The organism is Pseudoalteromonas sp. 0802, from assembly GCF_013350085.1.
In the GTDB taxonomy this organism is placed as follows: Bacteria; Pseudomonadota; Gammaproteobacteria; order Enterobacterales; family Alteromonadaceae; genus Pseudoalteromonas.
In genome coordinates, this window is sequence record NZ_JABVXE010000004.1 from 208,917 (window position 1) to 228,543 (window position 19,627).

20 protein-coding genes are annotated in these 19,627 nt (G+C 40.6%); 9 read left to right on the forward strand and 11 right to left on the reverse strand.

All coding sequences use genetic code 11. The features are described from left to right. The first annotated feature begins 53 nt into the window (after positions 1-53). Positions 54-2,228 carry an exonuclease domain-containing protein gene (locus tag HUS61_RS10370; protein ID WP_175082801.1) on the forward strand — a complete coding sequence of 725 codons (2,175 nt, stop codon included), beginning with the start codon at positions 54-56 and terminating at the stop codon, positions 2,226-2,228. Positions 2,229-2,268: 40 nt separating this feature from the next. Here HUS61_RS10370 and queC read toward each other — a convergent pair whose 3' ends face one another. Further along, on the reverse strand, positions 2,269-2,949 hold the full coding sequence (queC, locus tag HUS61_RS10375) for a 7-cyano-7-deazaguanine synthase QueC (protein ID WP_268795049.1): 681 nt from the start codon (positions 2,947-2,949) through the stop codon (positions 2,269-2,271). Between the two features lie 122 nt (positions 2,950-3,071). Here queC and queE point away from each other — a divergent pair, with 122 nt between their 5' ends. After that, entirely contained in the window at positions 3,072-3,737 is a 666-nt protein-coding gene (gene queE, locus HUS61_RS10380; RefSeq protein ID WP_175082800.1) for a 7-carboxy-7-deazaguanine synthase QueE, read from the forward strand. Positions 3,738-3,963: 226 nt separating this feature from the next. Here queE and bcp read toward each other — a convergent pair whose 3' ends face one another. Together bcp and HUS61_RS10390 are read right to left on the reverse strand one after the other, a co-directional pair. Beyond that, entirely contained in the window at positions 3,964-4,443 is a 480-nt protein-coding gene (gene bcp, locus HUS61_RS10385) for a thioredoxin-dependent thiol peroxidase (protein WP_055199277.1), read from the reverse strand. A 10-nt stretch (positions 4,444-4,453) separates the two neighbouring features. After that, the gene (locus HUS61_RS10390) at positions 4,454-4,987 is read right to left on the reverse strand and encodes a glycine cleavage system protein R (RefSeq protein WP_054553746.1); all 534 of its coding nucleotides are present in this window, start codon (positions 4,985-4,987) and stop codon (positions 4,454-4,456) included. 368 nt (positions 4,988-5,355) lie between these two features. On the opposite strand from HUS61_RS10390, the gene bamC reads away from it, so the two are divergent. Continuing rightward, complete coding sequence (bamC, locus tag HUS61_RS10395) at positions 5,356-6,417, forward strand: outer membrane protein assembly factor BamC (protein WP_175082799.1); 1,062 nt, start codon at positions 5,356-5,358, stop codon at positions 6,415-6,417. Between the two features lie 71 nt (positions 6,418-6,488). Continuing rightward, positions 6,489-7,856, forward strand: a complete 1,368-nt coding sequence (locus HUS61_RS10400; RefSeq protein ID WP_175080215.1) for a YjiH family protein — start codon at positions 6,489-6,491, stop codon at positions 7,854-7,856. 33 nt (positions 7,857-7,889) lie between these two features. On the opposite strand, the gene HUS61_RS10405 is transcribed toward HUS61_RS10400, so the two are convergent. Together HUS61_RS10405 and HUS61_RS10410 are read right to left on the reverse strand one after the other, a co-directional pair. Continuing rightward, a complete protein-coding gene (locus HUS61_RS10405; RefSeq protein ID WP_175080216.1) occupies positions 7,890-8,036 on the reverse strand; it encodes a DUF2897 family protein in 147 nt (48 codons plus the stop codon). A 39-nt stretch (positions 8,037-8,075) separates the two neighbouring features. Beyond that, positions 8,076-8,612 carry an acyloxyacyl hydrolase gene (locus HUS61_RS10410; RefSeq protein WP_175082798.1) on the reverse strand — a complete coding sequence of 179 codons (537 nt, stop codon included), beginning with the start codon at positions 8,610-8,612 and terminating at the stop codon, positions 8,076-8,078. A 235-nt stretch (positions 8,613-8,847) separates the two neighbouring features. Here HUS61_RS10410 and HUS61_RS10415 point away from each other — a divergent pair, with 235 nt between their 5' ends. Together HUS61_RS10415 and HUS61_RS10420 are read left to right on the forward strand one after the other, a co-directional pair. Beyond that, positions 8,848-9,441, forward strand: coding sequence for a phospholipid-binding protein MlaC (locus HUS61_RS10415; protein WP_062566938.1), 594 nt, complete (start codon positions 8,848-8,850; stop codon positions 9,439-9,441). A gap of 300 nt (positions 9,442-9,741) precedes the next feature. Next, the gene (locus tag HUS61_RS10420) at positions 9,742-11,079 is read left to right on the forward strand and encodes an ankyrin repeat domain-containing protein (RefSeq protein ID WP_175082797.1); all 1,338 of its coding nucleotides are present in this window, start codon (positions 9,742-9,744) and stop codon (positions 11,077-11,079) included. An 86-nt stretch (positions 11,080-11,165) separates the two neighbouring features. Here HUS61_RS10420 and HUS61_RS10425 read toward each other — a convergent pair whose 3' ends face one another. The 5 genes from HUS61_RS10425 to HUS61_RS10445 are packed head-to-tail and all read right to left on the reverse strand — an operon-like array spanning position 11,166 to position 14,701. Further along, positions 11,166-11,621 carry a DUF2069 domain-containing protein gene (locus HUS61_RS10425; protein WP_062566939.1) on the reverse strand — a complete coding sequence of 152 codons (456 nt, stop codon included), beginning with the start codon at positions 11,619-11,621 and terminating at the stop codon, positions 11,166-11,168. Next, positions 11,618-12,172, reverse strand: coding sequence for an NAD(P)H:quinone oxidoreductase (gene wrbA, locus HUS61_RS10430; protein ID WP_063528399.1), 555 nt, complete (start codon positions 12,170-12,172; stop codon positions 11,618-11,620). The genes HUS61_RS10425 and wrbA overlap by 4 nt, the downstream gene beginning before the upstream one ends. Further along, entirely contained in the window at positions 12,172-12,519 is a 348-nt protein-coding gene (gene arsC / locus HUS61_RS10435; RefSeq protein ID WP_054563602.1) for an arsenate reductase (glutaredoxin), read from the reverse strand. Before arsC ends, wrbA begins: the two co-directional genes overlap by 1 nt. A gap of 54 nt (positions 12,520-12,573) precedes the next feature. Beyond that, a complete protein-coding gene (locus HUS61_RS10440) occupies positions 12,574-14,034 on the reverse strand; it encodes a M48 family metalloprotease (RefSeq protein WP_175082796.1) in 1,461 nt (486 codons plus the stop codon). Position 14,035: 1 nt separating this feature from the next. Next, positions 14,036-14,701, reverse strand: a complete 666-nt coding sequence (locus HUS61_RS10445; RefSeq protein WP_175082795.1) for a hypothetical protein — start codon at positions 14,699-14,701, stop codon at positions 14,036-14,038. Positions 14,702-14,856: 155 nt separating this feature from the next. Here HUS61_RS10445 and HUS61_RS10450 point away from each other — a divergent pair, with 155 nt between their 5' ends. The 3 genes from HUS61_RS10450 to HUS61_RS10460 all read left to right on the forward strand — a co-directional run bounded on the left by HUS61_RS10450 (position 14,857) and on the right by HUS61_RS10460 (position 18,509). Then, positions 14,857-15,075: a hypothetical protein gene (locus tag HUS61_RS10450; protein ID WP_054563605.1), complete on the forward strand. Its 219-nt coding sequence runs from the start codon at positions 14,857-14,859 to the stop codon at positions 15,073-15,075. Then, positions 15,068-16,135: an AI-2E family transporter gene (locus HUS61_RS10455; RefSeq protein WP_062566945.1), complete on the forward strand. Its 1,068-nt coding sequence runs from the start codon at positions 15,068-15,070 to the stop codon at positions 16,133-16,135. The genes HUS61_RS10450 and HUS61_RS10455 overlap by 8 nt, the downstream gene beginning before the upstream one ends. Positions 16,136-16,253: 118 nt before the next feature. Continuing rightward, positions 16,254-18,509, forward strand: a complete 2,256-nt coding sequence (locus HUS61_RS10460; protein WP_175082794.1) for an aminotransferase class V-fold PLP-dependent enzyme — start codon at positions 16,254-16,256, stop codon at positions 18,507-18,509. Positions 18,510-18,581: 72 nt separating this feature from the next. On the opposite strand, the gene HUS61_RS10465 is transcribed toward HUS61_RS10460, so the two are convergent. Next, positions 18,582-19,613, reverse strand: coding sequence for a LacI family DNA-binding transcriptional regulator (locus tag HUS61_RS10465; protein WP_175080223.1), 1,032 nt, complete (start codon positions 19,611-19,613; stop codon positions 18,582-18,584). Between the last annotated feature and the right edge of the window lie 14 nt (positions 19,614-19,627).

Genomic DNA, 19,627 nt, shown 5'->3' on the forward strand with positions numbered 1-19,627 from the left:
AATCAATTAGCTAATACCTGATACTGTATTTATATACAGTGTCAGGTTTGGTTATGAAAACACAACTACCAGCAAAATATTATTTAAGTCACTTCTTGGAGCTTGCTGAATTTATTCAAGCTCAGTGCAGGCATCTGCTTATAGAAGAGCAGCAGTTATTTCTTGAAAAACTCCTTCAGCTTGATGAGCAAAGCTTATGTACTTTGCTGCGTATTTATTCTCGAAAGCCAAAAATCATCGCGTTGTCATCATTAAATTATGAAGAGATCCCTAATCTGCACGGTGCTATTTTTAAGCTAAAGCAGCAAGGGCTGGTGGCACATCCTAGCAGCGATGAATTAGATCTATTGCTTGAGCATTTAACCAAACCAACCCTGTTAACCTTATTGGCAAACGATGAGTTAATGGCGACTCAACCTGATTACAAAAAGTCAGCCAGTAAACAGCGCTTAACTCAACTGTGTAAAGAGCATATTGATCGTAACCACAGTGAATTAGAGTCGTTGTTTAGTCAGTTCGTGGTCAATAGCCGCAGTCAGTTTTATGAATACTTTGAGTTTTTACATAGCGGCCGACTAAGTGGCGGTGATATCAATCATCAAAATCGTTTTGTGATGCGTGATTTAGGAATTGCAAAAGTACGTGGTGATGTTAATGAGAGCATATCGCGTTTTCAAACACTAGCCGAAGCACAAACGCATTATCAATTAAATAAGCTGCGAATGCAGTTCAAAGAAAGTGAGTCACACACAGAGTATCAGAACCTAGCCCAAGCACTTTTAGCCATTAGCTCTGAAGATGAATTAGCCCAGAGTATCAAAAACAAATTACTGATCCGCTTATATAAGCAGCTAAAAGATCATGATTTAGCATTTGCATTTGAATTACTTGAGCACTGTGAAGGTAGCAGTGAAGCGCAAGAGCTAGCAATTCGCCACCGTTACAAACAAGGTGATAAAAGCTGGGTTGAACAAAAGCTTGAGCAAGTTATTCAAGACCCGCTTGATGATGGCATTTTGTATTTTGCAGAGGACTTTTTACAGCGTAAATATAATAAGCAACAACGCTCACGCCTAACACAAATGCTCATTGATACAGAGCATCAATTAGAGGTTGATGACATTTATCGTGGCGATGTAGAGCAAGGAGTGTGTGAGTATTATCAACAGCTTGGTAATACGGTATTTTTTACCGAGAATAATCTTTGGTTGAGTCTTTTTACGTTAACGTTTTGGCAAGAACTTTTTATAGAGACGCCGCACCCGCCGTGTAATGAATTTGATCTTTATCCAAAGGTGTTACTGGCTGATTGTTTTTATACAGTGCAACAAACACAAATTGAGCAAAAGCTTGCAAAATTCACTAGCAATGAAGCCTTATATAAATATGTTTGTAAAAACGTAGGGCAGTTTTATGAAGCGCCTAACGCTATGTTTATGTGGCACAGCGATATGTTAGAGCCGCTAGAGGTATTAATAAAACACAGCCCGCTTGCAAATTTAAAAGCGCATTTATTGCAAATGACAAAAACCTTTAAGCAGCTCAAAGATGGCTACCCAGATTTGATGGTGCTTAAAGGGGATAAGCTCACCTTTGAGGAAGTGAAAGCCCCAGGCGATAAACTAAGGCGCAACCAACTTGTCAGTATTGAGGTGTTAAAGCAACATGGCTTTGCAGTGAATATCGTTGCGGTAAATTGGTTTAATGATCCGAATCGAATTTACAGTGTGGTCGATATAGAAACCACCGGCGGTGTTCAAGGTAATAATAAAATTACTGAAATAGCCGTTGTGCAGTTACAAGCGGGCGAAGTAATTAAACAATGGGCGAGTTTAATCAACCCTGAGCGCAGTATTCCTGCTTTTATCACCAAGTTAACGGGGATAAACGCCGCTATGGTTCGTGATGCGCCACGCTTTGAAGAGGTTGCTGATACCCTGCGCTCACTATTAAAAGGTAGCGTATTTGTTGCCCATAATGTGAATTTTGATTACGGCTTTATTCGCAAAGAATACAGTGCAATCGGGCAGGGCTTTAAAATGCCAAAGCTATGTACCGTAGTTGAATCACGCAAGGCATTTCCAAAGCTTAAGTCATATTCGCTCGGTAACTTAGCGGCACATTTTGAATTGAATTTAACGAATCATCATAGAGCGTTAGCCGATGCAACTGCCACAGCAGAACTGTTAAATCTTATTCAACAAGCACAATCAAAAAAGGCGAGTTAAACTCGCCTTTTAAACTTAATCTGCCCCATTCTAAATAAGGTTATTCGTATTCGATAGGGTCAGTAACGTTATTTAAAGCAAAGGCTTCTAAGCGCTCTTGGCAGGCGCCACATTTACCGCAGGCTTTATCGCGGCCGTTGTAACAGGTCCATGTTTGGCTGTAATCAAGACCCATTTTTAAACCGTCTGTCAAAATGTCGATTTTGGTATTGTTTAAGTACGGGCTGAAAATTTCAACAGCGTCGTAATTGGCAATACGGCAAACATCATCCATTTTTTGTACGAACTCAGGGCGGCAGTCTGGGTAAATTGCATGATCGCCTGAATGGGCACCGTAATAAACTTTACTAGCTTTTAAAGACACCGCATAACCCACAGCCAGGGATAGTAAAATCATGTTGCGGTTAGGCACAATTGTGCTCTTCATGCTTTCTTCTTCGTAGTGACCTTCTGGTACTTCGATATCATCAGTTAGTGATGAGCCACCAATCAACTGGTTGATCGCTGAAATATCAACAATCTTGTGAGAAACACCTAACTTTTCACATACTTGAGCAGCTACTTTAAGCTCTTTAACATGACGCTGGCCGTAGTCGAACGACAGGGCATATACTTCATGGCCTTGTTGCAGGGCTTTATTTAATACGGTAAATGAATCCATACCGCCGGAATAAATCACAACTACTTTTTGCGTCATATCTGTTTTGCTCTTACTTTTGATAGAGGTTTACTTCAGGGCGCGATATACTACACGGCTCGGGCCTAAATAACAATTTTTGCGCGTGTTTTTGGTTTTTTTGATGGTATGTATTTTATACCGTTGCGTCGTAAGTGAGATGTCTTTTGTACAAAATTAACGAAGTGTTTGAAACAATTCAAGGTGAAGCGAGTTTTACGGGTACACCTTCAATCTTTTTACGTTTACAAGGCTGCCCTGTGGGTTGTGCTTGGTGTGATACAAAACAAACATGGGACGTTGATAACGTATATAAAGTGTCACTTGATGACACCGTTGAGAAAAAAGCAGACTCAGATCATTGGGCTGAAGCAACAGCTGAGCAAGTGTTAGCGTTATTTAAAGAACGTGGCTACAACGCAAAGCATGTGGTGATCACTGGTGGTGAGCCTTGCATGTATGACCTAAATCCAGTGTGTGAATTATTACACGCAAATGGCTATTCGACTCAAATTGAAACCAGCGGTACATTTGAAATTTTAGTTCCTGAGCAGACATGGGTGACTGTTTCACCAAAAATTAATATGCGTGGTGGCTATACAGTATTACGCAGTGCAATGCAGCGTGCTGATGAGATTAAACACCCAGTGGCAATGCAAAAGCATGTGGAAGAGCTCGAAGATTTATTCTTAAAAACAGGTGTGAATCCGCGTTTAGTGTATCTACAACCAATTAGCCAAAAAACTTCAGCAACCAAACTTGCCATTGAAACCTGTATTGCAAAGAACTGGCGTTTATCGGTTCAAGTACATAAGTATTTAGGAATTAGTTAGGGTTTAGCCGTCAGCCGTCAGCCGTCAGCCGTCAGCCGTCAGCCGTCAGCCGTCTGATCTGACCCCGATGATCTGACCCCGATAAAGTAGACACGGGGTTTAATATTTCTAGTTAAAAACAAAAAAGCGTTGCACCATGGCAACGCTTTTTTACTATGTTCTTGTAACTTGTAACTTGTAACTTGTAACTTGTAACTTGTAACTTGTAACTTGTAACTTGTAACTATTAATTCTGCGCTAAATAGTCCAACACCACCTGATGATGGTCTTTGGTTTTGAACTTATCAAACACATGTTTGATTTTGCCGTCTTGGCCTACAAGGAAGCTAATACGATGAATTCCTTCGTATTCTTTACCCATAAACTTCTTGTAACCCCAAATACCAAAAGCATCAGCAATTGCGTGATCTTCGTCGGCTAATAAATCAAAGTTAAGCTCTTTTTTGGTTTCAAAGTTCTTTAAACGCTTGATTGGATCTGGGCTGATACCCACAACACGCGTATTTAATTTAGCAAGCTCAGCTTTTTCATCACGTAAGTTCTCTGCTTGTACAGTACAACCTGGTGTTGACGCTTTAGGGTAGAAATAAACCAGTACTTGCTGCTCTTTTAAAAGATCAGCTAACACGATAGTTTCGTCATTCTGATTTTGTAAGCTAAAAGCAGGGGCTGTATCGCCTGCTTGTAATGGATTAATTGTTTTCATGCTTTGCTCCTTAGCGAATGCGTCTGAAAATATAATCTACGTTCAAACTACGAGAAAGATCTTCGAAGCTCACTTTAAAGTTATCAATATCGACTTCAACAGGAATATTAAACTCGAGTTCGCAGCGCATTTTAAGCTCGTCATCTTCATCGTAAGTGTCTGACTTGAGAGAACAAATGCTGATGTTGTTATCAGCAAAAAAGCGCGTAACTTTACTTAATGTTCCTGGTGTATCAATACCTGTGTATTCGAGGGTGTAACCGGCACAAAATTCACATGCAACATGGCTTGCGGTGCGTTTCATCATGGTTAAAAGACCAAGTTCCATACCTTTAGTTGGCAATGTATGTTCAATACGGCTAATTGCCGACATATCACCTGCTAATAGCATGATAAAGGTAAATTCGTTGCCCAAAATAGCAATGCGACTGTCAATTATATTGCAATGGCAATCACTCACTAACTGAGTTAATTCGCTAACGATACCGGGTCTATCTTCGCCAATCGCAGTGAGCACTATCTGATGATTTGTAAAAGCAGTCATGGAATTTTAAATACCTAGTAAATAACAATACCAATGGATATAAGCTTAAATAAGCTTTGATTTCACGTGAGTTTAATACCGCACGGCGGCGAAGTTTAACATAATTTGCTCCGTTAACGATAGCGGCGATTAATTAAGCCGTGAATAAAGTGCGCTCTTTCTTGTTTTTAGGGGCATCAGAAAGTACCATAGTTAAAATTTTGCAAGGCGATAAGCAATCAAATACGTTACGCTAGCCCAATCTATTCGGGTTTTTTGCATAAAAACAATAAATGTAAAGTTAAAAGTGATTTTACAGTGAACCAAATCGGCATTACCCACTCATATATTTGTTAAAAAAATTAAGGGTTTGCTAAGGAGAAATATCTGTGCAGTATTGGATCTCAAAGGCGCTTGCTGTAAGCGTAATGGTAAGTTTAACAGGGTGCGGTGTATTCACCGATGAAGCGCACCACAAACGCAATTATCGTGCTAACGAAGCGGTGAAAGCTCCAGCAGGATTAGCGCAACCAGCTCAAGATCCAACTTATAAAATGGATGTTGCGCAATACGACAACAATCCTGAAGCTAAAAACTACCGTCCGCCAGCGCAAGTGATTACCATTGCTCAAGGTACTTGGGTTGAAGAAGGTGACACAGAAGCACGTGTTTATTTTGATAAAAACGATGGTATCGAAGATTTAGATGTATTTATCTGGGATTCTATCAAAGCTGTTTTAGCAGAAAAAAATACCGCCGCTTTAAAAGAAGACAAAGCCTCTAATTCAATTGAAACAGGTTGGTATGCCATTATTAAACCTGAAGAAGGTTGGTTCTGGGAAACTGAAACTGAAGTATCACAACAGCGCTTTATCTTCACAATTGAAGAAAAGTCGCATCAGCGTACAGCTTCGTTAACTTCTAAGCTGGCTGATTATAAAAGTGATTCAGTACCATTAACACCATTACTACAGCAACAGCTTGAAGTTCGTGCGTTAAACCAAGTGATTGCTGAGTTTGATTATCGTTACCGTCAACTTGAAGTTGATATGCGTAAACAACAAGGCATTATTTCATTAGAAATGGGCTTTGATAACAAAGGTAATGCGGCACTGGTTACAGAGCAAGATTACAACATGGTGTTTGATCGTTTCTCAGGTTTCTTAGAGCGCTTATCTTTCACTATCGTAGAGATTGACCAAGAGCGTGGTTTGATCACGGCCGATTACAAAAAGCCTGAGTCAAGCGTATGGGATTCAATTTGGGGCGAAGAGTTAGCTGAACTTCCAATTGAAGATGGCCAATACCAAATTCTTGTTAGTCGCACCAATGATGGCGGCACAAGTTTAACTTGGATGGACTCTGAAGGTTCGACATTAGAGCCTGGTACAATGAACGACCTCCAGCAAGCATTGGAAAATGCACTGCGTCAGCGCGGTATCAATATTTAATAATTAAAAAAGTCAAAACCACCACAAAAAGAGCTTAGCCGCTCTTTTTGTGGTTTTTACAGGTTGAAAATATGTCTAACTTAAACACAGCAAATCGCAGTGACTTGCGAACCTTGTTTACCTTTTTCGTTCCTTCACTTATAGGTGTCTTCTTGTTTATGACGCCGGTACCCATAGGTGAAGCAATGACCATTCCGATTGCTGTTATGGCAAAAGCAGTGCAAGAGTGGATTGGCCCATTTGCACTGGGTTTAATTACCAGCATTGTTTGCATTACCGGTATTTTATCTTTAGTGATAAAGTTGTTTAAACCGCAGCCATTACTTAAGTTCTTTATAATTAAACATTTATTTGATGTTAGTTGGCTTTGGCTGAGTGTTCGATTACTGGGTATGGTTTTTATCGTTTTGACCTACACAAAACAAGGGCCAGAAATGATTATTTCCGGTAATACCGGCGCACTGGTTTTAAACGACTTGTTGCCAGTATTGTTTTCTGTGTTTGTTTTAGCGGGCTTACTATTACCGTTATTATTAAACTTCGGCTTGTTAGAGCTAGTTGGTACCTTATTAACTAAAGTTATGCGCCCTCTTTTTGGTGTGCCAGGCCGAAGTGCGGTTAACTGTGTAGCATCTTGGTTAGGTGATGGCAGTGTGGGTATTTTGATGACCGCTCGTCAGTATGAAGACAAACATTATACGCAGCGCGAAGCGGCCATTATTGGTACCACTTTCTCAGCTGTATCAATTACCTTTTGTTTAGTTGTGATTGGCCAAGTGAAGCTTGAGCACCTTTTCGCACCGTTTTACTTAACAGTGTGTTTAGCAGGTTTAGCCGCAGCGCTAATTGTGCCTCGTTTACCACCGCTACGCTTTAAAAAAGACCTCTATGTAGATGGAACAGAGCCTGATAAAGACGCAGAATCAGTGCCTGAAGGTAAAACACTGGTTTCTCACTCACTTGATGTGGCACTTGCTAAAGCACGCACTGCGCCGGGCTTTGCTGGTACAGTAAAAGAAGGCTTACATAACGCATTTGATATGGTATTTGCTGTATTACCTGTGGTTATGGCTGTGGGCACATTTGCCTTGATTATTGCTGAATATACGCCAATTTTTGAATATATGGGCAAACCGTTTGTACCATTCTTAGAGCTATTACAAGTACCAGAAGCTGAAGCTGCGGCACAAACAATTATGGTTGGCTTTGCTGATATGTTTATTCCGTCGATTCTTGCGGCTGGTAGTATCGAAAGTGATGTAACACGCTTTATCATTGCTGCAATGAGTGTGACGCAATTGATTTATATGTCGGAAGTAGGTGCACTGCTTTTAGGTAGCAAAATTCCGGTTAATATTATCGAATTGTTCTTCATCTTTATTTTAAGAACCTTAGTAACATTACCGGTGATTGTCTTAATGGCACACTGGTTAGTGTAAACTAAGCTGAAGTCTTAAATAGAAAAGCCCTGATTATTCATCAGGGCTTTTTTTATCTTCATTATCATCGCTTTTAGGCACTTTGAAGTCCATTTTTGCTGCATGCTTTAGCAACATAAGGTTACCAATTACTACACCAAATACGGCAACAAAAATGGCTATAATTTGCCAAGTTTCCATCTTTAAATCCTGCCGATATACATAGCGATATAGTAGCACTTAAAATCGCCTTGCATAAGACAGTGAAATAAAATCAAGGCCAGGGTTAGGGCTTTTGAACCCCGCATTTGAGTAATGTAAATACCTAAGTGCTAAGGTTGAGTCGTCATCTAGATCGGCAACTAGGCCCAACCTATCCTCAAACTGATAGTGAGTACTAACGTTTTTACCTGCAAAATGGGTGTCATCCAACAGTGAAACGCCAATCCCAAACTCTACATAAACAGGCATGTTTTTCACATTAAATACAGGGTATTGGATCACCGGAGACATAGCTAACACGATATTCGTTTGATGTTTATTGTCTTTGCCATACTGCCAAATATTAAAACTAGACTCGAAGTACAAACGGGCGTGTTGAAAGGGCAGCTTTTCATTGGGGATATGGTATTGGTAGGCCAGCTTTAAGCCTTTTACATCACCTTCACCTTGAATGTAATCAACGGCATAGCCATGGTTTGAAACAGCATAAGTCGGTGTTGCTAGTAGGGCGGCTACACCTAACATAAGTGCTTTTAGTGGGTGTTTTAGTTTCATCTCGGTACTTCTCATTATGACTGTGAGCAAGTAGATAAGGGCGGGGGTAAGAACTTTTCAATGTGCGTAAAAACACAGAAGCTGTGCACATTCTCATATTTTTTAGCAATTAACTGAAAACTATGGGAAAAATTTATTGGTGCTAAATTGGCATTAAAACGGTGTCGGATTGTTTCTTTTTTTATGGGTTTAATATCGGTATATTAGCGAAAATTTTCGTTGAGAGGTGAATACGATGACCAAACTAGTTAACTCATTTTTGCTAATTGCTGCGCTTTTTACAGCAACTGCTTTTGCCAGTGAAGACCGCTCGCCTAAGCAACTATTAGAATCAGTCACAGCAGATTTATTTGTTGATATCGCAAATGTAAATGCAAAAGGCGATGCAAGCTCAGAAGCAATGGCGAACATTGTAGAAAAACGCTTATTGCCGCACATGGATATTAAGTTTGTATCGTATAAGCTTTTAGGTAAGCACATTAAAGGCCTACGCCGTGAGCAAGCTGTTGATTTTATTGCTGCGGTTGAGCATTACTTAACAGTAACGTATGCCGGGGCACTAATGAAATACACAGGGCAAAAAGTTATTTTTGATCAATCGCAGCTCATCGACGATGGTTATGCAACTGTTAAAACGCAAATTGTTGATGATAATGCGCCAGCCATCGATCTGCACTTTAAATTACGTCAAGGCAAAGATAAGCAGTGGAAAGTATACGATATCGTTGCTGAAGGTATTTCACTGTTAAGCGCGAAGCAAAAAGAAGTATTGCAGCGCATCAGTCAAGTAGGTATTGACGAAGTCACAAGCGAATTAGCAAGTAAGTAAGTTAGCCAAAAGCTCGATTACCTTCACCTCATCGAGCATTTTAGCTACTTTCAGTCTCCAACCAAGCAGTGAGTACCGTCCATGTGCCGCTGCTTTTCTATTTTCTTTAAAAATCACCTACTTTGCGCTAGCACCTGTAACCCTCTGTGGTAGAATCATGCTACTTTTCTTGTTTACCAAAGTATCTGTTCAGATACTGTGTTATTGGTCGCAATATTAAGCAAACTGTCAGTTAAATTTTGCTATAACTAGTTGCTTAATAAGACATCGAATAATGTGCAGCGGAGTTGTGTTTTTTTAATGGAAAATGTACTGATTTGGCCAAAGGAATACCCGTTACTAATCAAAGGATTAGCTGAGCAAAACGGGGCCTATATTTTAGATGCTTTAGAAGCTTGGCCGGCATGTCGTTCTACTAATGAAGATGACGGTGTGTGTACGACGGTTCTTCCGCCTATTTACTACCTTACTTGGTTGACTCCTCTTGAACCGTTTGAAGAGTGTTATTTCCAACATATTTCTGAGTTTGATGAAGCTGCGTTGCATTATATTAATGCTATGAAAACGCATTTTTTAGAAAACGACTACACCCCTGAAAGTCTTGTTTTAATGTTATGCCAGCGCTTAGAGAAGTATGCTAGCGCATTTGCTCAATCGGCTGTTAAAACGCCTATAACTCTCATCCACCAGTTATTTAATCGTCGCTATTTTACTGTGATTGAACATGTTCTTAATCACGGTGCAAAAATGTCTGCGGACGATGTATTAGAGTTGTGGACCGAAGTTGACTTTAGAGAGCGTTTTAGTGGTTTTATTCCTGATTCAGTGGCTGATCTTGAACCATTAACAGCGCTTGCGGCTGAAAAAGTTGCTCACGGTGAAGATTACTTCACCTTACTAAAACTTGTATCACCTGATGTTGATTCAGCATCGTTACTTGAACAAGCTTTACTAGCCCACTTAAGCCACGAAAATGCTAAACAAACCATGGCAAAGCGTTTCATTGAGCAAGGCGCAACAGGTGCTTTAGCTGACGAAAACGGTAAAACAGCATTTATGTGGGCTACTGAAAAAGGCTATGTGAATGTTGTTGAGACAATACTTGAACATCAAGATAAGAAAGCCCAAGACAATAAAGGTAATACAGCATTACATTACGCTGTATTAGCCGAGAATGGACCTTTACTGGTATTGCTTTTAAAAGCGGGCTATGACTTTAGAGTTCGTAACAACGACGGTCTAAGTTGCTACCGACTAGCAGTTAGCATTAAAGCGGATAACTTAGTCAAGTGCCTTGAGCATGACTTTGGCATTAAAGAGCTTTCGCCAGAAGGGCAGTTTGATCGCGTTAAAAAAGTGCACTTACTACATGCGATTGTAACTGTGTTACTACCTGTGCAGTTGTTCTTCTTTTTTGACGATAGCATTGCTATTAAAAGTGAGTTAACGCTGAGTTTTACGCTGGTTTCGATCTTATGCTTTTTCTTTGCCACAAGCTTGAAACGCTGTGCGCTTTATCCGCATATTCGCCATCCATGGGGGCTGTTTATTTTAAGGTTGTTCTCATTATTTAGCTTAACAGGCCAAGTGGGTCTGGCAAGTATTGTCGCACTAGCCACCTTGGCAGAGTTGGTGTGATCACATAAAAATTATATAAAGTGACATAAAAAAACGGCAACCTAAGTTGCCGTTTTTTGTTTCATTTTTTGATAAACGAATCGGTATTATTTATCGTGTTCATGAGCGGCTTTTTCTTCGGCCAGCTCTTCTTTTAATTTGCGTATCTTAAGGCCAAGCTCTTGTCCGCGATGGCGAGCATAATAGGTGCAGCCAATAAACATCAGACTAGCAAAGGTTAACTCAAGTAATACCCAAATCAGCTGTTCTTGTGCGACCCATAGTAATGTAAATCCATGAATAAAATAGAACATCACGATAAAGTTTGCCCACGCGTAGGTGTAAGGCTTATCTTGAATAATGCCCTTAAGTGGTAACAGTAGAGGCAGTATATAAACAACAAAGATAAAGGCGTTACTGTGGCCTTCTCTTGGGGCAATTAAAAACAGCCAAATTGGCATTAAAACTAATAAGCCGATATAACCAATCAGTGCAAAACGTTGGAATCGTTTTGTAATTGGTTTTTTGGCAACAGGCTGATTTAGCTCAGGTTCCAAGCTCATTGTAATTTACTCGCAATCAGTGCCAAGCGTTTTCCAACGCTTTGGCAAATTTTAATTTCGTCTTTACTTAATACATTGCTGTTATTGCTACCGGCCACATGAGTCGCACCGTATGGCGTACCGCCGGTTTCAGTTGCTAATAACTCAGGCACCTCATAAGGCACACCTAGCAGCATCATGCCATGATGTAACAGTGGCAAAGATAGATTCAACAAGGTGGCTTCGTTACCACCATGCATACTGCTTGATGACGAAAAAACACAAGCAGGTTTATCTATCAGCTGACCTTTAAGCCATAGATCACTGGTGGTTTCCCAAAAGCTTTTTGCTTGTGAGGCCATCATGCCAAATCGCGTAGGGGTGCCAAAGGCTAAGCCATCACAATTAATAAGATCGTCTTTGCTGATCACAATATCGTGTGGCTGTCGCTTTACAAATGTGCGCAGCAAGGCTGTAGCACCTTGTTGCTCAATCGACTCGGCTATCTCATGCGCCATTGCTTCTACAGAGCCATGGCTTGAGTGGTATAGCACAACAATGTTTATAGCCATTAAAGTACGCTTAATACGTTTTCTGGTGGACGACCTAGAGCAGCTTTACCGTTATTTTCAACAATTGGGCGCTCGATTAGTTTTGGATTGGCAGCCATTGCAGCAATTAATTTGTCTTCGTTTTGTTCGTTTTTAAGCTCAAGCTCTTTGTAGATGTCTTCTTTAGTACGCATTAATTCACGCGCTGAAGTAAAGCCCAGTTGGCTAATTAAAGTCGAGATTTGTTGTTCATTAAGCGGTGTTTTTAGGTATTCAACAACACTTGGTTGTACGTTATTGCTTTCTAATAGGGCAAGTGTTTCACGCGATTTTGAACAACGTGGATTATGATAAATAGTCACAGACATAGTGTGTTCTCACATTTAATAATTTGGCTTATTTTAGGGCAAGCGCCGCGAGACTTAAAGTCTCGCAAGCTCTTTTTGTAATTGACGGTATTGTGTAAGTAGGGCTTTTAAACGTTGTTGTTTAACTAGCTCTTCTGGCTCAACAAAGTTTAGTGCTTTTTGAATTTCATCAGCTGCTTTTAAATAAGCGCCATATTGGGCAAGCACATCGGCATGCGCTTCATGGTAGGAAGCCATATTTTCTTGCTTTTTATAGACATCAGCAATGAGCTCTTTGGCAAGATTGTTCTCAGGTTTTGCTAATAAATAAGATTTTAAGATACGTTCAGCAAGCTCAAATTGTTTAGCTTCAATAGCGGCATTTGCATAGTTTAAGGCAATCACCTGATTGTTAGGTCTATCGATATCTAACTTAGCTAAAAACTCTACTGCTTCATTCGCTTTACCTTGCGCAATGAGTAAGTCGGTGTGGGTATCAATATAAAATAAGTTCTTTGGATCTTGCTCAAGCAATGGATTCAAAATGCTGGCTGCTTCATCAAGCTTTTTTTGGTCCAACAAGCTAATACCCAAGCCATACTTAAGTGCAGTGTCGTTATGAACGGTATTTTCACGCATTAACTTACGAAACAAATCTTCAGCGGCTTTTGATTTTTGCTGATAACGAGCAATAACACGACTCTTAGCTAGGTTAAACTCTAGGCTGTCGGAGTAGTGTCTTTTTGGATACTGCTCGGCACGTAAGCGTACATCAGAGACACGGCTTTCAGGCAATGGGTGAGTGAGCAAAAAGGCTGGCGGCTTATATTTGTAGCGAATTTGTGCAGCAAGTTTAGTTAAAAACTCACTCGATTGGCGAGGATCAAACCCTGCATTGTTTAAGGTCTGCATACCAATACGGTCTGCCTCTTGTTCAGCAGCACGGCTATGAGTTAATTGACTAAATGCCGCTTGTGTTTGGTTTGCTGAGATAATGGCTATGCCGGCATCTGGTGCAACAACGGTTGCTAAAATACCTGCAATCATACCAGCGATAGTTAACGCGCTGTTATCTTGCTGCTGTTGAATACGACGGGCTAAATGGCGCTGCGTTACGTGAGCTATTTCGTGCCCAAGTACTGAGGCAAATTGGCTTTCGTTATCGGCTTGTGCGATAAGACCCGTATGCACACCCACATGGCCACCATAAAAGGCAAAGGCATTAATTTCAGCGTTGTTTAGCCAGAAAAATGAAAATGGAAAACGCACATCGTTGGCGTTTGCGACTAAACGACGGCCCAAAGTGGTCAGGTACTCATCAAGAACAGGATCACTTACAACGGGTGATGAGCCACGAATTTGCATCATCATCACTTCACCGATCGCTTGCTCTTTCTCAATCGGCAAAGCCTGTAAAGCTGAGGTCCCTAAATCGGGCAGCTTGAAGTTTGTTTGCGCCTTCAACGGCTCACTATGCAGTATTGAAAACGTCAGTAATGCACTGCACAGTGTAATAAAGGCTGATTTTAGTCGCATCTTATTCCTTGTTGATTTGCTCACCTAACATGACTTTTGCTAAGTCTATTTCGTCGCTGCATGCTCGGCTGTCTTTTTCGCACAATTGATAGAAATCTTTTATTGTGACTCCATCTAGCTTAACAACGTTCAACTCTCGTTGTAAAAAAGTTATGATTTTATGCGCTACTTTATGGGCGTGAAGAATTAAGGCTTTGTCAGCTTTATCGCCTCTTTCAAAGTAAAAAGCGATGAATTTATGAAGCTGGTTAAAGCGAATGAGGTTTTTCATGGTGTGCGGATCCCACACCTTAAATTCCATAAAGCGATTGTCTTTGATGTATTGGTCTACCATAACATCTTTAGCATAAGGGTAGGCCCATAATTCGAAACCTCGGTCCGTAAAGCTCTGATGCAAAGCTATTCGCGGTTTTTGCTCACAGATAATTTCGCCCAAGTCGGTTTCATGACCACCTAATAAATCAAGGTTCCAGTTGCGTGGATCAATTAATTGTTTAACGGCATTATCAAAACCGTGGTCTAAAATCCCTTCAGATTCGCTAACCGATGATGCCACCATATGATAAAAAGGCGGCAGCTCGCCCCAGTTTATTTGTTTTTTATACCAGTTTATCTCTTTAAGAGTTGGATTCGCAGGTAATTGCGCTTTATTATGCGAGCCAGGCATGGAGTTTCCTTTACTACCAGTTATAGATTAAGGATAAACTATTGTTTTGCGTGTTTTAAGAAAAAAATGAGTTGTTTCTCATTATAAAGACTTATTTTCGCAAGCAGCCTACACCTTATACTTATTATTCATATTAATAACGCAGTTGATTCGCTATGTTAACGGTTGATTTAAGAGGCTATAAGTGCCCTCAACAATTTATTCAGTTTAAATTAGGGTTGAATAAGGCAACATCAATTAAACAACCCGTGACTTTTACATTTAATGCTGCTGAGGCAACGGACGATATGCAGCGATTTTTAGAAAAACATCATTACCATTTTAAAATTGACCTAGAATTAGGTGTACTAACTGTGGAGCCCATTCGTGTTTGAGTATGTAAAAGCCTGGTACGAAAATAAATTTTCTGATCCCCATTCAGTAACCTTGTTGTTACTGCTTATTGCAACCTTTGCATTTTTCTACTTCTTTGGCTCGTTAATCGTGCCAGTTTTAGTTGCCTTGGTGATTGCCTATTTACTTGATTGGCCTGTTGCTCACTTAGAAAAGCTGGGTTTAAAACGCTTTACCGCAACGATTCTTGTTATGTTGGTATTCAGTGGCTTGATGATCATGATTATTGTCGGCATGGGGCCTGTGCTTTGGCAGCAAACCAGCAATCTAGTTCAAGAAACCCCTTACATGATTGAAAAAGGTAAAGCGCTGCTTTTACATCTTCCTGAAGATTACCCAAGTTTGATTACTGAAGATCAGGTTAAATCAATTGTTACCAGTGTAGAGACCAAAGCGATTGAGTTTGGTCAGTTGGTGCTATCGGTGTCACTTACCTCGATAAAAGATGTGGCAGCTTGGCTGATTTATCTGATCTTAGTGCCGCTCCTGGTGTTCTTTATGCTTAAAGATAAATTAGAGCTCACACAAAGTGCCGAACGCTTATTGCCTAAGCAGCGCCGCTTGATTATTCAGGTTTGGCAAGAAATGAATCAGCAAATCATGAATTATATCCGCGGTAAGGTATTTGAGATTTTAATTGTTGGTACAGCATCTTTTATTGCTTTTGCTGTGCTTGATCTTCGCTATGCGGCTTTACTTGGCGTGTTAGTTGGCTTATCTGTGCTTATTCCATTTGTAGGAGCGGCATTGGTGACTATTCCTGTCGCTGCGGTGGCGTTATTCCAGTTTGGTTTAGAAACACAATTTTGGACCATATTAATTATCTATGGCGTGATCCAAGCACTTGATGGCAATGTGTTAGTGCCGTTACTGTTCTCTGAAGCGGTAGATTTAAACCCTGTGTTTATCATCGTTGCGGTATTGTTTTTTGGCGGTTTATGGGGCTTTTGGGGGGTGTTCTTTGCAATACCGCTGGCTTCATTAGTAAAAGCGCTTATAAATGCCTGGTCTTCTAAGCAGGTTGAGCTAATAGAAGGTTAGCTTAGTCTTAAAAAGTATAGAAAACGCACTTTACTGACTAATTGATTATTATAATTTAGCCGTGAAAAATGTAAAATAGGTTATAAGATATATCTTTTAGTAATATGGTGCGTTTTACATGGCAAATTTTTACCTTCCTGACGATGCTAATCAGCAAATTTATTTAGATGCGAATGCAACGACTCCTGTACTTCCTGAAATTGCCGATGTGGTTTCGCACACGATGCAAGTCTGTTTTGGTAACCCATCAAGCTCTCATATTACGGGTATTCAAGCAAAACACTTATTAGAACAAACGCGTAACAAAGCACGTGAAGTCATTGGCGCTACCGACGGTGATATTTTATTTACCTCTGGTGCAACAGAGGGGATTCAAACGGCGGTTGTTTCTACGCTTATTGCTGCAAAAAGTCATCAAATCGAGAATCCGGTATTACTTTATGGGGCAACAGAACATAAAGCGGTGCCAAATACCCTAAAACATTGGAACAGCGTGCTTGATATAAACGCACAGGTATTAGCTATTCCTGTCGATAATAACGGTATTTTAGATCACGATTTTATTCGCAAACATGCTGCGAATGCACTGATGATTTGTACCATGGCAGTGAACAACGAAACCGGTGTATTCCAAGATTTAAGCGCTATTGAGCAAGTCATTCGTAGTGAAAACAGCCATGTGGCTTGGATGGTTGACTGCGTACAGGCATTAGGTAAAACCAACTTAGCGCTAAGCCAAACAACCATTGATTACGCTCCATTCTCTGGCCATAAATTGTATGCCCCTAAAGGTATTGGCGTACTTTATATTCGTAAAGGCAGTGCGTATACACCATTTATTGCTGGCGGCGGTCAAGAAAGCGGTATGCGTTCAGGCACCGAAAACTTACCAGGCATTGCCGGTTTAAATAAGCTGTTCTCGTTATTACTTGATAAACAAAACCAAACATTCAAGCCAATTGAGCAGCTACATGCTTTTCGCGAGCAATTATTAGCTGCATTAACAGACACCTTTGGTAGCATCACGTTTAATCACAGTTTTGAGCATTCAGTGCCAACAACATTAAACTTTGCTGTGAACGAATTAACCAGTAAAGAAGTAATGGATTTATTTGATGCTGCGGGTATCCGTGTGAGTGGCGGCTCTGCGTGTAGCTCAGGTGCAAATCGTAGTTTTGTTTTAGATGCGATGGGAGCCAGTGATTGGCAAAGTGAAAATGCGATTCGCATGTCATTCGGCCCAGCTGCAAGCCAGCAAGAAATTGACTTTGCTTGTGAAAAAATCCGCTCTTTAAAACCGATTCTAGAAGCAAACTGCTTGGTTGTGTCTGATAGTACATCGCCTCAACACGAAGTGTGTGCGATTGGCTTAACACAGCTACGTCATCAAGCAGCGTGCTGTTGGCTATATGTAGACAGCGATAAAAACGCAGTGGTGATTGATCCTATTATCGAGCTTATTCCGCGTATGGCGAAAATTGTCGCGACACAAGGTCTATCAGTCAAAGCGATTTTAGATACCCACAATCACCAAGAGCGTTTATCGGCTCGTTGTTTATTATCAAAAGAGCTCGCAGAACGCTTTGTTGCTAATGAAATAGATGAACTTGGCTGGCCTAAAGATTCAGCAACCATCGAATTAAGCGATGCACGCTTAACTAAAGTAGCGACACCGGGTCATAGTGACGATAGTGTTAGCTATTTATTGTCAGATACACAAAGCGGTGATATCAGCTATTGCTTCTGTGGTGATTTAATCCTACCAGGTGGCTTAGGTAACACAGCAATTAGCGGTGGCGATGCTGCGAAAATGGCTCAATCATTAAAACAACTTGCTATGGCAGTGCAAGATTCTACGGTAATTTGTTCAGGGCATGATTATCAGCAATGTTTTGCTATGGATTGGCATGCTCAAAAGGCAACGACGCCGTTATTAGCAAAACTATTAAGTGAACAAGTATCAGATGATGAGTTTGTTGAATTAAAGCAACATGCGGATGAGCAAAAGCATACTGTAAGTCATTCTCTTTGTGGCTATGTTGAAACACTTGAAAGTGCGCCAATGAAACAGCTTGCTGCAAGTGATGCTAAAGTAATGCTAAACGATAAAGCCACTTACTTAATTGATACTCGTGAACCGTATGAGCATGGTGCGAATAATTTGGCTGAAATATTCACAGTTGCTGATAGTAAAGTGATCAATATTCCACTCAGTCGTATGGCAAACGCCATCGTGCAAGGGCAGCTTGAGAAAGACCATAGCTACATTTTGGTTTGCCGAAGTGGTAATCGCTCTAAACAAGCCGCAAACAACTTGTCGCAGTTAGGGTTTGAAAACGTTTATAACTTAAATGGCGGTTTAGCATTGCTTTAATGTTTAGTAAGTACATATAAATCAGTCATTAAAAAAGCCGCTATAGAGCGGCTTTTTCGTAACTTGAATAAATTAAGCTGAGGTTGGGCCTGAGCTTTCCCGTACCACTAATGAAGGGGTAAAGGTCGTGATGATGTCCTTATCTTGATTACGTGCACCACGGGTTTTTCTAAACAGTAAACGCGCTGCATGCTGCGAAATCACATCATTTGCCTGATGAGCTGTAGTGAGTTTAGGCCAAGTCTGACGCGAGAACGGTGAGTCCTCGAAGCCGGTAATTGATAATTGTTGTGGAATTTCGATCCCCATTAAGCGTGAGGCGAATAACGCGCCTGCTGCCATTTCATCGTTACCGCCTAGTAAGGCAGTGATGTTTTTAGGGTTATTTTCACCCAGCAATGCTTTTGCACCTTCTACACCTGATTCAAAAGAATACTGGCCTTCATAGATCAGCTCATCATTCATCGAGATGCTGTGATCTTTTAATGCGGCCTGATAACCCTCTAAGCGTTCAGTTGTTGATTTATGCTCTTTGTCACCACATAAAAAACCAATATTCTTATGGCCTAGCGAGAGTAGGTGAGAAGTAATTTCGTACGCAGCGGCGTAGTCGTTCACATAGATACAAGTGTCTTGGTCTTCTTCTGTAGGGCGACCAGAGAGTACGCGTACATAATGAATACCCATTTCATCAAGCATCTCGATGATACTGCTTTGCTCTGACAGCGGTGGCGTTAATACAAGGCCTGCTAAGCGAGAGCGCTTGATCATGGTTTTAAAGTCTTCTTCCATGTTGCCATCAAGGTAGTTACATGGATGAATCACCAGCTCATAGCCTTCTTCTTTACAGCGCGACAACACACCATTTTGCATATCGATGACATAATAAGCATTCGGGTTGTCATAAACTAAACCAACAGTAAAAGACGATGTGCCTGCTAGGTTTCGAGCTGCAAGGTTTGGTTGATAGTTCAACGTGTTAACAGCGTCCATCACTATGTCGTACGTTTTTTTTCTGACCGATGGCTCTTTATTAATTACTCGCGATACGGTTTTCATTGAAACACCAGCGAGTTTGGCTACATCATTTATGGTTACTTTCATACTGTTACTTTATA

Excerpts from the sequence above, each read along its gene's own strand:
- bcp (WP_055199277.1), bottom strand. The coding sequence starts at position 4,443 with ATGAAAACAATTAATCCATTACAAGCAGGCGATACAGCCCCTGCTTTT.
- arsC (WP_054563602.1), bottom strand. The coding sequence starts at position 12,519 with ATGTCTGTGACTATTTATCATAATCCACGTTGTTCAAAATCGCGTGAA.
- HUS61_RS10415 (WP_062566938.1), top strand. The coding sequence starts at position 8,848 with ATGACCAAACTAGTTAACTCATTTTTGCTAATTGCTGCGCTTTTTACA.
- HUS61_RS10425 (WP_062566939.1), bottom strand. The coding sequence starts at position 11,621 with ATGAGCTTGGAACCTGAGCTAAATCAGCCTGTTGCCAAAAAACCAATT.
- HUS61_RS10450 (WP_054563605.1), top strand. The coding sequence starts at position 14,857 with ATGTTAACGGTTGATTTAAGAGGCTATAAGTGCCCTCAACAATTTATT.
- HUS61_RS10445 (WP_175082795.1), bottom strand. The coding sequence starts at position 14,701 with ATGCCTGGCTCGCATAATAAAGCGCAATTACCTGCGAATCCAACTCTT.
- wrbA (WP_063528399.1), bottom strand. The coding sequence starts at position 12,172 with ATGGCTATAAACATTGTTGTGCTATACCACTCAAGCCATGGCTCTGTA.
- HUS61_RS10370 (WP_175082801.1), top strand. The coding sequence starts at position 54 with ATGAAAACACAACTACCAGCAAAATATTATTTAAGTCACTTCTTGGAG.
- HUS61_RS10440 (WP_175082796.1), bottom strand. The coding sequence starts at position 14,034 with ATGCGACTAAAATCAGCCTTTATTACACTGTGCAGTGCATTACTGACG.
- HUS61_RS10410 (WP_175082798.1), bottom strand. The coding sequence starts at position 8,612 with ATGAAACTAAAACACCCACTAAAAGCACTTATGTTAGGTGTAGCCGCC.
- HUS61_RS10460 (WP_175082794.1), top strand. The coding sequence starts at position 16,254 with ATGGCAAATTTTTACCTTCCTGACGATGCTAATCAGCAAATTTATTTA.
- HUS61_RS10400 (WP_175080215.1), top strand. The coding sequence starts at position 6,489 with ATGTCTAACTTAAACACAGCAAATCGCAGTGACTTGCGAACCTTGTTT.
- HUS61_RS10405 (WP_175080216.1), bottom strand. The coding sequence starts at position 8,036 with ATGGAAACTTGGCAAATTATAGCCATTTTTGTTGCCGTATTTGGTGTA.
- HUS61_RS10465 (WP_175080223.1), bottom strand. The coding sequence starts at position 19,613 with ATGAAAGTAACCATAAATGATGTAGCCAAACTCGCTGGTGTTTCAATG.
- HUS61_RS10420 (WP_175082797.1), top strand. The coding sequence starts at position 9,742 with ATGGAAAATGTACTGATTTGGCCAAAGGAATACCCGTTACTAATCAAA.
- HUS61_RS10390 (WP_054553746.1), bottom strand. The coding sequence starts at position 4,987 with ATGACTGCTTTTACAAATCATCAGATAGTGCTCACTGCGATTGGCGAA.